This window comes from Candidatus Accumulibacter sp. ACC005, assembly GCF_907163215.1.
In the GTDB taxonomy this organism is placed as follows: domain Bacteria; phylum Pseudomonadota; class Gammaproteobacteria; order Burkholderiales; family Rhodocyclaceae; genus Accumulibacter; species Accumulibacter regalis.
This window is the reverse complement of record NZ_CAJQUB010000004.1, coordinates 392,171-403,820: the sequence shown is the minus strand read 5'-3', so window position 1 is coordinate 403,820 and position 11,650 is coordinate 392,171. Positions and strand designations below refer to the sequence as shown.

9 protein-coding genes are annotated in these 11,650 nt (G+C 62.3%); all 9 read left to right on the top strand.

Annotated elements, in window-relative coordinates; genetic code table 11:
* Positions 1-37 precede the first annotated feature (37 nt).
* The 9 genes from QZ613_RS04780 to yajC all read left to right on the top strand — a co-directional run bounded on the left by QZ613_RS04780 (position 38) and on the right by yajC (position 11,634).
* On the top strand, positions 38-1,081 hold the full coding sequence (locus QZ613_RS04780) for a CoA ester lyase (RefSeq protein ID WP_043565470.1): 1,044 nt from the start codon (positions 38-40) through the stop codon (positions 1,079-1,081).
* Between the two features lie 33 nt (positions 1,082-1,114).
* On the top strand, positions 1,115-2,194 hold the full coding sequence (locus QZ613_RS04775; RefSeq protein WP_043565469.1) for a MaoC family dehydratase: 1,080 nt from the start codon (positions 1,115-1,117) through the stop codon (positions 2,192-2,194).
* Between the two features lie 287 nt (positions 2,195-2,481).
* Complete coding sequence (locus tag QZ613_RS04770; RefSeq protein ID WP_043565513.1) at positions 2,482-3,078, top strand: 2-oxoacid:acceptor oxidoreductase family protein; 597 nt, start codon at positions 2,482-2,484, stop codon at positions 3,076-3,078.
* Positions 3,071-4,324, top strand: coding sequence for a pyruvate ferredoxin oxidoreductase (porA, locus tag QZ613_RS04765; RefSeq protein ID WP_043565468.1), 1,254 nt, complete (start codon positions 3,071-3,073; stop codon positions 4,322-4,324). Before QZ613_RS04770 ends, porA begins: the two co-directional genes overlap by 8 nt.
* A gap of 11 nt (positions 4,325-4,335) precedes the next feature.
* Complete coding sequence (locus tag QZ613_RS04760; RefSeq protein ID WP_043565467.1) at positions 4,336-5,349, top strand: thiamine pyrophosphate-dependent enzyme; 1,014 nt, start codon at positions 4,336-4,338, stop codon at positions 5,347-5,349.
* Positions 5,349-6,971, top strand: coding sequence for an NAD(P)-binding protein (locus tag QZ613_RS04755; RefSeq protein ID WP_043565465.1), 1,623 nt, complete (start codon positions 5,349-5,351; stop codon positions 6,969-6,971). The genes QZ613_RS04760 and QZ613_RS04755 overlap by 1 nt, the downstream gene beginning before the upstream one ends.
* Positions 6,972-7,132: 161 nt before the next feature.
* The gene (gene ppdK / locus QZ613_RS04750; RefSeq protein ID WP_043565463.1) at positions 7,133-9,865 is read left to right on the top strand and encodes a pyruvate, phosphate dikinase; all 2,733 of its coding nucleotides are present in this window, start codon (positions 7,133-7,135) and stop codon (positions 9,863-9,865) included.
* A gap of 278 nt (positions 9,866-10,143) precedes the next feature.
* Positions 10,144-11,256 (top strand): tRNA guanosine(34) transglycosylase Tgt, encoded by a 1,113-nt coding sequence (gene tgt / locus QZ613_RS04745; RefSeq protein WP_291981655.1) that lies wholly within the window; start codon positions 10,144-10,146, stop codon positions 11,254-11,256.
* A 51-nt stretch (positions 11,257-11,307) separates the two neighbouring features.
* Complete coding sequence (gene yajC, locus QZ613_RS04740; RefSeq protein ID WP_043565460.1) at positions 11,308-11,634, top strand: preprotein translocase subunit YajC; 327 nt, start codon at positions 11,308-11,310, stop codon at positions 11,632-11,634.
* The last annotated feature ends 16 nt before the right edge of the window (positions 11,635-11,650 follow it).

The following is an 11,650-nucleotide window of genomic DNA, read 5'->3' as shown; positions in this document are numbered from 1 at the left end:
CTTGTATGCCAAACAAATGATTACCAGGAAAAATGCCATGAAGCTCCCCGTCCATTTCTACAAGCCGCTCGCCATTGGTGCGCCACAACCTCTGCGTGAATTGCCGGTACGGCCGGAGCGAATGATCCATTTCTTTCCCCCGCATATTGAAAAAATCCGTGCCAAGGCACCGGAGACGGCGCGCAAGTGTGACGTGATGTGCGGCAACCTCGAGGACGCCATTCCGATCGAGTCAAAGGACGCCGCCCGCGCCGGCTTCATCGAGCTGCTGCAAGACAACGACTTTGGTGACACCGGGATGTGGGTGCGCATCAACGCCCTGAACAGTCCGTGGGTTCTTGACGACCTCAGCGAGATCATCAAGCACGTCGGCAACAAGCTCGACGTGATCATGATTCCGAAAGTGGAGGGACCGTGGGATATCCACTTCGTCGATCAGTACGTTGCCCTGCTCGAGGCTAAGTACGCGATCGGCAAGCCGATTCTGCTGCACGCGCTGCTCGAAACCGCGCAGGGGGTGACCAACGTCGAGGCGATCTGCGGCGCCAGTCCGCGCATGCACGGCCTGAGCCTCGGCCCGGCCGATCTGGCGGCTTCGCGGGGCATGAAGACCACCCGCGTCGGCGGCGGGCACCCCGGTTACGGGGTTCTCGCGGATCCCGAAGAAGGCCAGACGCAGCGTGCCTTCTTCCAGCAGGATCTGTGGCATTACACGGTTGCGCGCATGGTTGACGCGGCTGTGGCGCACGGCCTGCACTCCTTCTATGGTCCCTTCGGCGACCTCAAGGACGAAGCCGCCTGCGAGGCGCAGTTCCGCAATGCTTTCCTGATGGGCTGCTCCGGGGCCTGGTCGCTGGCACCGAACCAGATCGCCATTGCCAAACGCGTCTTCAGCCCCGATGTCAAGGAAGTCCTGTTCGCCAAACGCATCCTCGAAGCGATGCCCGACGGCAGTGGCGTGGCGACCATAGACGGCAAGATGCAGGACGACGCGACCTGGAAACAGGCGCGGGTGATTGTCGACCTGGCCAGACTGGTGGCCCGACGTGATCCGGACCTGGCGGCAGCCTATGGACTATAGCGCAGCGATCCAGAACCGCGGGGAGAAGCGGCAATGAGCGAGAAAACCAAATGGGGTAACTTTTTCGAGGACTTTCGCGTCGGCCAGACGATCGCCCATGCGACGCCGCGAACGATCACCGAGGGCGATGTGGCGCTGTACACCGCGCTGACCGGCTCGCGCTTTGCGCTGACCTCGGCGGATACCTTCGCCCACAGCCTCTCGTTCCCGCGCGCACCAGTGGATAACCTGCTGGCCTTCAACATCGTCTTCGGCAAGACGGTGCCTGACATTTCGCTCAATGCCATCGCCAACCTCGGCTACGCCGCCGGGCGCTTTGGCCACCGCGTCTATCCGGGCGACACGCTCACCGCGGATTCGACGGTGATCGGGCTCAAGGAAAACAGCGACGGAAAAACGGGCATCGTCTACGTGCGCTCGTGCGGTGTCAACCAGCGCGGGCAGATAGCGCTCGATTACTGCCGCTGGGTAATGGTTCGCAAGCGCGATCCGGCGTCGCCGGCGCCCGAAACCGTAGTTCCCGCGCTGCACGAGGCCGTTGCCGCGAGCGACCTGGTCATTCCCGCTGGGATCAGAGTGGAAGGCTATGACACCACCCTCTCGGGCAGCACCGATCTATGGGACGACTACCGGGTCGGCGAGAGAATCGATCACGTGGACGGGATGACCATCGAAGAAAGCGAGCACATGATGGCCACCCGCTTATACCAGAATACTGCGCGGGTACACTTCAACCAGCATGCGGAAAAGAGTGGGCGCTTCGGACGCCGAATCGTCTACGGCGGCTACATTATCGGCTTGGCGCGCGCACTGTCCTTCAACGGTCTGGCCAATGCCTTCAGCGTCGTGGCGATCAACGCCGGCAGGCACGTATCGCCGGCATTCGCAGGCGATACGGTGTACGCGTGGTCGGAAATCATCGAACAGATGTCCTTGCCTGGCCGCCACGACCTTGGCGCACTCCGTTTGCGGACGGTGGCCACCAAGGACCGCAACTGTGCTGACTTCCCGTACCGTGGGGCCGACGGCAGCTACGATCCGAGCGTACTCCTTGACTTCGACTATACGGTCCTGATGCCGAAAAGACCGGGAAAGAGCCCACCACCGGAGTAATCTGCGGGGTGAACTCGCTCCAGAAAGCCGGTGCCATCGCCGCCAGCATCGGCAACACCAAAAACGCATGCAGCATGGCTGGATCACCGGCGCCAGAGCGCGCTGCGGCAGACGAAAGAGAATGTGATCCCGGCTGTCAGCAGTGGATTCCACGCTCCTCCGGGACGATCACGGAAGGCCAGTGATCGAGACCGGGGCGTTGTTTTCAATGAACTCGAACTGAGCTATGCTGCGCAAGCTGAAAAACGACACCGATGTACAACCGAAAGTTCAACACTGGAGAAAACATGTTCCAAGTCCGAATACATGGTCGCGGTGGCCAGGGCGTGGTTACCGCTGCGGAAATGTTGTCGATTGCTGCCTTTGAGGAAGGACGCCACGCGCAGGCCTTCCCCAGTTTCGGATCGGAGCGCACCGGCGCCCCCGTCGTCGCCTTCTGCCGCATCGCCGACCAGGAGATCCGGCTGCGTGAGCCGATCATGGAGCCCGACGCCCTGATCATTCAGGATCCGACGCTGCTCTTCCAGGTCGATGTCTTTTCGGGCCTGAAGAAGGACGGCTACATCCTGATCAACACCAGTCGCAGCTTCGACGAACTCGGCCTTGGCGATTTTGTCCGCGACTGGCCGGCAGAACGGCTGCTCACGGTCCCCGCCACCGATCTCAGTCGAAAGCATGTCGGCCGCCCAATGCCCAATGTCCCCTTGCTTGCCGGATTCGCTGCAGCCTCGGGAATCATCCGCCTGGAGTCGGTGATCAAGGCCATCAATGCCAAGTTTTCGGAGAAGATAGCCAGCAACAACATCGCTGCCGCGAGCGAAGCCTATCGCTTCGTCGCTGACGAGATTGCCGGCGCAAGTCACCAGGAGGCCGCACATGCTTAAGCAGACTGAAGGTTCACACGCCGTTGCCGAAGCGGTCGGTCTTTGCCGCCCCGAGGTCATTTGCGCCTATCCGATTTCACCCCAGACACACATCGTCGAAGGTCTCGGCGAAATGGTCAAAGGCGGCGAGATCAGTAACTGCGAGTACATCAACGTCGAATCCGAGTTTGCCGCAATGAGCGTCGCCATTGGCTCGTCGGCGACCGGTGCGCGCACCTATACGGCCACCGCTTCGCAGGGCATCCTGTTCATGTGCGAAGCGGTCTATAACGCTTCCGGCCTCGGCCTGCCGATCGTGATGACCGTCGCCAACCGGGCCATCGGAGCGCCAATCAACATCTGGAACGACCACACGGACGCGCTCTCGCAAAGAGACAGCGGCTGGATCCAGCTTTTCGCCGAAACCAACCAGGAGGCACTCGACCTGCACATTCTGGCGTTCAAGCTGGCTGAGGAAGTCAGCCTGCCAGTGATGGTATGCATGGACGGCTTCATTCTCACGCACGCGTACGAGCGGGTAGACGTGCCGACGCAGGAACAGGTCGACAGCTTCCTGCCGCCGTACGAACCGCGTCAGGTCCTTGACCCGACCGATCCAGTATCGATCGGGGCGATGGTCGGCCCGGAAGCGTTTTCCGAAGTGCGCTACCTGGCACACGCCAAGCAGATGCAGGCTCTCGAGCTGATCCCGCGCTTGACCAAGGAGTTCAAGGCGATATTCGGTCGCGATTCCGGTGGTTTGACGCATTCCTATCTCACCGACGATGCGGAAACCATCGTCGTGGCGATGGGTTCGATCCTGGGCACGATCAAGGACGTCGTCGACGAGATGCGCCAGGCTGGCGAGAAGATCGGCGTCCTGGGAATTACTTCCTACCGTCCTTTCCCGCTCGAGAACGTTCGCGCCGCACTGCAGAACGCCAAGCGCGTCGTGGTGCTCGAAAAGAGCCTGGCGGTTGGCATTGGCGGCGTCGTGTCCACCGATGTGCGCATGGCGATGTCCGGGCTGCAGCTCGAAGGACACACGGTCGTCGCCGGACTCGGCGGGCGGGCGATCACCATGAAGTCACTGCACGCGTTGTTTGCCAAGGCCGTCCGCGGCGAGCTTGAGCGCCTCACCTTCCTCGACCTCGACTGGGACGTGATCAACAAGCAACTCGAACGCGAGCGCACGACGCGACGTTCGGGTCCGGCAGCGGAAAGCATGCTGCGCGACGTCGGCGTCGTTGCCGCGCGCATTGGCTGAGGAGAACCAAGATGAGCTTTCAACCCGTCCATTTTTACCAGACCGGCACCTTCACCGTCGGCAATCGCCTCCTGGAACCATCGGAACGCAGTGTCCAGGCCAACATTCAACGTACCAACTCGCTGAACTCCGGGCACCGCGCCTGCCAGGGTTGCGGTGAAGCGCTCGGCGCACGCTACGCCATCGACGCCGCCATGAACGCTGCTCGCGGCCGTTTGATTGCGGCCAACGCGACCGGTTGCCTCGAGGTTTTCTCAACCCCCTACCCTGAGACCTCGTGGCAAATCCCCTGGATACACTCACTGTTCGGTAATACCGCAGCGGTCGCCACCGGCATTGCCGCAGCGATCAAGGTAAAACGACAAAAAGGCCAGATGGGTGACGTCCGCGTCGTCGCCCAGGGGGGCGACGGTGGCACCACCGACATCGGTTTCGGCTGCCTCTCCGGGATGTTCGAGCGCAATGACGACGTTCTGTATATTTGTTATGACAACGGCGGCTACATGAACACCGGCGTGCAGCGCAGTTCGGCAACGCCACCGGCAGCCCGCACGGCGACAACCATGCCGGTTGGCCCGGAACCGGGCAACCAGTTCGGCCAGGGCAAGTTCGTCCCGGCAATCGCCATGGCACACGAGATTCCTTACGTCGCGACGGCCACGGTCGCCGACCTCCGCGACCTGGAGTACAAGGTGACCAAGGCCATGGGCATGCGCGGCGCCCGCTACATCCACATTCTCGTCCCCTGTCCGCTGGGCTGGGGTGCGGCTTCGGAAGACACCATCCTGCTTGCGCGCCTGGCCAAGGAAACCGGCATTTTCCCGGTTTTCGAGGCGGAGAACGGTGAAGTCACCGACGTGCTGAAGATTCGCCGGAAACAGCCCGTCGAGGCCTACCTCAAACGGCAGAAGCGCTACGCGCACCTCTTCGGCAAGAAGCCGGCAGTGGAAACGATCGCCCGCCTGCAAGCGGCGGCAGACAAAAATATTCGCAAATACGGACTGCTCGACCAGGAGGCGAACTGATGGACAAACCCTTTGCCATTACCCTAGACCCCGGCTCCTCGCTGGCCAACCACACCGGCTCGTGGCGTACTTCGCGGCCGGTCTATATTGACCGCCTGCCGCCGTGCAACAAGCAATGCCCCGCCGGCGAAGACATCCAGGGCTGGCTGTTTCATGCCGAGTCTGGCGACTACGAAAGCGCCTGGCGGCACCTGACCCGCGATAACCCGTTTCCGGCGATCATGGGCCGCGTCTGCTACCACACCTGCGAAGGGGCGTGCAACCGCGGCCAGATCGACGAGGCGGTGGGGATCAATTCGGTCGAGCATTTCCTTGGTGACGAGGCGCTCAAGCTCGGCTGGAAGCTCACCGCACCGGCCAGCGAATCGGGCAAGAACGTGCTCGTCGTCGGCGCTGGTCCGTCCGGCATGTCGGCGGCGTACCACCTGCGCCGCCTCGGCCACAGCGTCACGGTGTATGAGGCGGGTCCGCTGCTCGGCGGCATGATGCGCTTTGGCATTCCGAAATACCGCCTGCCGCGCGACGTCCTGGAAGCGGAAATGCAGCGCGTAGTCGACCTCGGCGTGACCGTGAAACTGAACAGCAAGGTCGACAACATCCTGACGACTATGCAGGAGGGCAAGTTCGACGCCGCATTCCTGGCCGTTGGAGCGCACATCGGCAAGCGCGCGCGCATCCCCGCAGGTGACGCGGCGAAGATCGTCGATGCCATCTCGGTGCTGCGCAGCATGGAAGGCGAGGAGAAGCCGATGCTCGGCCGCCGTGTCGTCGTCTATGGCGGCGGCAATACGGCCATCGACGTGGCGCGCACCGCCAAGCGCATGGGTGCTGAACCGCTGATCGTCTACCGCCGCACCCGCGACAAGATGCCGGCGCATGACTTCGAGATGGAGGAAGCGATTCAGGAAGGGATCATGGTCAAGTGGCTGTCGACCATCACCCAGGCCGAGGAGTCGTCGTTGACCATCGAAAAGATGGCTCTCGACGACAAGGGTTTCCCGCAGCCGACCGGCGAGTTCGAGACCATCGAGGCCGATTCGCTGGTGCTCGCGCTGGGACAGGATGTCGATCTCGGACTCCTCGAAGGGGTTCCCGGCCTCGAGGTCAGCGACGGCGTGGTCAAGGTTGCGCCGAACATGATGACCGGCCATCCGGGAATCTTTGCCGGCGGCGACATGGTTCCCGCCGAGCGTAATGTCACTGTCGGCATCGGCCACGGCAAGCAGGCGGCGCGGCATATCGACGCCTGGCTGCGTGGCGAGGAACACGTTCCGGCACCGCAGCACGAGGTCGCGGTCTTCGAGAAGCTCAACCCCTGGTACTACGCCGATGCGCCGAAAACGGTGCGGCCAATGCTGGACATCATCCGTCGCCAGTCGACCTTCGACGAAGTCCAGGGCGGCCTCGACGAAAGCACCGCCCTCTTCGAGGCGCGTCGATGCCTTTCCTGCGGCAACTGCTTCGAGTGCGACAACTGCTACGGGGTCTGCCCGGACAATGCGGTGATCAAGCTCGGTCCGGGCAAGCGCTTTGAATTCAACTATGACTATTGCAAGGGCTGTGGCATGTGTGTCGCCGAATGTCCATGCGGCGCGATCAAGATGGAGGCAGAAGAAATCTGATCGCTTGCGCAGCACCCGCTCTACCGCTCCCGCTCCCCTCAAGGACCGGGAGCACTGCAATTCAGTGACCGCGCGCAAGCTGCCGCAGTCATGCACTCTGGGTACCCTTCGGGCACGCGGCTCGAAGCGCCTTTCCTTCTTCCCCTTTACGCGAGGTATTTATGTCAAACAAAACAAAGAACGTGTACGTATTTGGTGCCAGCCGCACTGACGGTGATGCCACGATGAAGAACCTTCTCGGTGGCAAGGGCGCCAACCTGGCCGAAATGTGCCGCCTGGGAATCGTCGTTCCACCCGGTTTGACCATCAGTACCGAAGTCTGCACGGTCTACACCGAGCAAGGCCAGGACGCCGTCGCCAAGCTGATCGAGGCGGAAGTGCGGGAGAGCGTCGCGTTCATCGAAAAGGAAATGGGCAAGAAATTCGGCGACTCGTCCGATCCCCTGCTGCTCTCCGTACGCTCGGGGTCGCGCGCTTCCATGCCGGGCATGATGGACACCATTCTGAACCTCGGCCTCAACGACGAGGCGGTTGCCGGTCTGGCCATCAAGGCCAACAACGAACGATTCGCCTGGGACTCGTACCGCCGCTTCATCCAGATGTACGGCGACGTGGTGATGGGCCTCAAGCCGGTGTCGAAGGAGGAGCATGATCCCTTCGAAGTGGTCATCGACATGCTCAAGGAAAAGAAAGGCGTCGAGCTCGATACCGACCTCACGACCGACGATCTGAAAGAACTGGTACAGCGCTTCAAGGGACTGATTCGTGCCCGCATCGGCCGCGAGTTCCCGACCGATCCGTGGGAGCAGCTGTGGGGTTCGGTGATGGCCGTTTTCCAGAGCTGGAACAATGACCGAGCCAAGGTATACCGCGAACTGAACGACATCCCCGACGCCTGGGGAACGGCCGTGAACGTTCAGGCCATGGTCTTCGGCAACCTTGGCGACAACAGCGGCACCGGCGTCGCCTTCACGCGCGATGCAGGTACCGGAGAAGATCTGTTCAACGGCGAGTTCCTGATCAATGCCCAGGGCGAAGACGTCGTCGCCGGCACGCGTACGCCGCAACAGATCACCCTTGAAGGTTCCCAGCGTTGGGCACAGCTGGCGATGGTCAGCGAAGAAGATCGCCGCAGCCGCTTCCCGTCGCTCGAAGAGCTGATGCCCGACATCTACCGCCAGCTGCTGGAGGCCGAGACCAAGCTCGAGAATCACTACAAGGACATGCAGGACGTCGAGTTCACCATCCAGGAAGGCCGCCTGTGGATGCTCCAGACGCGCGGCGGCAAGCGTACCGGCGCGGCAATGGTCCGCATCGCGATGGAAATGCTGCGCCAGGGCATGATCGATGAGAAGGAAGCCCTGCGGCGAGTCGGTCCGGATCGCCTCAACGAACTCCTGCACCCGGTCTTCGACCCGGCAGCGATCAAGAAGGCACGTTCGATCGCCCACGGCCTTCCGGCTTCGCCGGGCGCCGCCACCGGCCAGATCGTCTTCTTCGCCGACGAAGCCGAAGAATGGGTCAGGAAGGGCAAGGCGGTCATCCTGGTGCGTCAGGAAACCTCGCCCGAGGACCTGCGCGGAATGAGCGTCGCCACCGGTATTCTGACCGCGCGTGGCGGCATGACCTCGCACGCGGCAGTCGTCGCGCGGGGCATGGGCAAGTGCTGTATCTCGGGTGCCGGCGCGGTGCGTGTCGATTACCATGCCCGTACCATGTCGGTCGGTGGCGAGACGTACAAGGAAGGCGACTGGATCTCCCTCGACGGCTCGACCGGCGATGTCTTTGAAGGCCAGGTGCCAACCAAGGAAGCCGAACTGACCGGCGACTTCGGCGCCTTGATGGAGCTCACCGACAAGTACAAGCGGCTGGGCATCCGCGCCAATGCGGACACGCCGGACGACGCCAAGGTTGCGCGTACGTTCGGTGCCAAGGGAATCGGCCTGTGCCGTACCGAGCACATGTTCTTCGAAGGCGACCGCATCAAGGCCGTCCGCGAGATGATCCTCTCCGAGGACGAAACCGGACGCCGCAAGGCACTGGCCAAACTGCTGCCGATGCAGCGCGGCGACTTCGAGGGCCTGTTCCGCGAAATGAGCGGACTGGCGGTGACCATCCGCCTCCTCGACCCGCCACTGCACGAGTTCGTCCCGCACGACGAAGCCAACCAGAAGATCATGGCCCACGAGATGAATGTTCCGCTGGGGGTGATCAAGATGCGGGTCGACGACCTGCATGAGTTCAACCCGATGATGGGCCACCGCGGCTGCCGCCTCGGCATTACCTATCCGGAAATCACCGAGATGCAGACGCGTGCGATCATCGAGGCTGCGCTGAACATGAAAGCCAAGGGGGTCGACGTCAAGGCCGAGATCATGGTGCCGCTGGTGGGTACTGTCCGTGAGTTCAATGCCCAGGCCAAGGTCATTCGCAAGACTGCGGATGCCGTATTCGCTGAGCGCGGCGAGAAGATCGACTACATGGTCGGGACGATGATCGAGACGCCGCGTGCCGCCTTGATCGCCGACAGTATCGGTCAGCAGGCCGAATTCTTCTCGTTCGGAACCAACGACCTGACGCAGATGGCAATGGGTTTCTCGCGCGACGACGCCGGCAAGTTCCTGCCCAGCTATCTGAAAGACGGTATGTACGAGCGCGATCCGTTCGAGTCGATCGATCAGAAAGGCGTTGGACTCCTGGTCCAGATGGCCGTCGAGAAAGGTCGTGCGGCGCGCCCGGGAATCAAGCTGGGTGTCTGTGGAGAGCACGGTGGCGACCCCGCCTCGATCGGCTTCTTCCATCGCACCGGCCTCGACTACGTCAGCTGCTCGCCATTCCGCGTGCCGATCGCGCGCCTGGCAGCGGCGCAGGCGGCCCTTGACGCGGGAAGCTGAGCGTCTTTGCAGCTAGCTCACGAGACGGCTTTCGTTCCCGGACGACTCCTGCGCAGCGCCAGGAATGCCGGGGACGGGGCCGGCTTTCGGTCAGGCCGAAACAGACCGCCTGACCAGGGAAATACACCGCCGGAACCCGGCGGTGTTTTCTTTCGGGGAATCGACAAGAAACAGCACGATTTCTCCCCATTCTCCCGCTCACGCCAGGCGACCAGTCGCCTTGCGCGCCTTAGCGCCGGCGAGAGTCGTCAAGCCCGCCCGCAGGTCTTGCGCCAAAGATGAAGTTCGAACTCCTCGCCAGCGATGGCGCCGCCCGGCGAGGCCGCATCAGCCTTGCCCACGGCATAGTCGAAACGCCCGCTTTCATGCCTGTCGGCACCTACGGCACCGTGAAGGCGATGACGCCGCGCGACCTGATCGAAAGCGGCGCACAGATCTGCCTCGGCAACACTTTCCACCTTTGGCTGCGACCGGGTCTGGAAGTCATTGCCGCACATGGCGGATTGCACCGCTTCATGTCCTGGGATGGCCCGATCCTCACCGATTCGGGTGGTTTTCAGGTGTTTTCGCTCGGGGCACTGCGCAAGATCACCGAAGAAGGGGTCAAATTCCAGTCGCCGATCAACGGCGACCGACTTTTTCTGACGCCGGAAGAGTCAATGCGTATCCAGCACGTGCTCGACTCGGACATAGTCATGATTCTCGACGAATGCACGCCCCACCCCGCCAGCCACGCCGATGCGGCCGCGTCCATGCGCCTCTCGCTGCGCTGGGCGCAGCGCTCGCGCGCGACACACGACAAGCTCGACAACCCCAATGCGCTGTTCGGAATCGTCCAGGGCGGCATGTACGAGGACCTGCGCGACGAGTCGCTTGCCGCACTGGCCGAGATCGGCTTCGACGGCTTCGCCATCGGCGGATTGTCGGTCGGCGAGCCGAAGGACGACATGGCGAGAATCCTCGCCCACACTGCGCCGCGTCTGCCGCAGGACAAGCCACGCTACCTGATGGGCGTCGGCACGCCCGAGGATCTGGTGGCCGCGGTGCACGCCGGCATCGACATGTTTGACTGCGTCATGCCGACGCGCAACGCTCGCAACGGCCACTTCTTTACCCGTCACGGCGACGTTCGCATCAGGAACGCGAAGCACAAGACCGACCCCCGGCCACTCGACGACAGCTGCGACTGCTATACCTGCCAGAACTTTTCGCGCGCCTATCTCCACCACCTGCACCGCGTTGGCGAAATCCTCGGCTCACAGCTCGGCACCCTGCACAACCTGCATTACTACCACCGGCTGATGCACGAACTGCGCACGGCGATTGCCGCTGGCGCGCTCGCCGAAAGCGTGCGCCGCTTCCACAGTGCCCGCTGTCAGCAGCCCGAATGATAGTGCTATAATTTCGGGTTCAATTTAAACCTTCTATTCTAGGAGACTGATGTGTTGATCAGTACCGCCCACGCCCAAACCGCTGCTTCTGCCGACCCGACGGGTGGCTTCATGCAGCTCCTGCCGATCATTCTGATGTTCGTCGTCCTCTACTTCCTGATGATCCGGCCACAAATGAAGCGGACCAAGGAGCACAAGGCGCTGATCGAAGCCCTTGCCAAAGGCGATGAAGTGGTTACCGGCGGCGGCATTGCCGGCCGCATCACCAAGGTCAGCGAGAATTTTGTCGCCATCGAGGTTGCCACGGCCGTCGAAATCCAGGTTCAGAAGCAGGCCGTCACGCTGCTTCTGCCAAAAGGCACGCTGAAGACACTCTAACCCCCTGCCGGGTGCC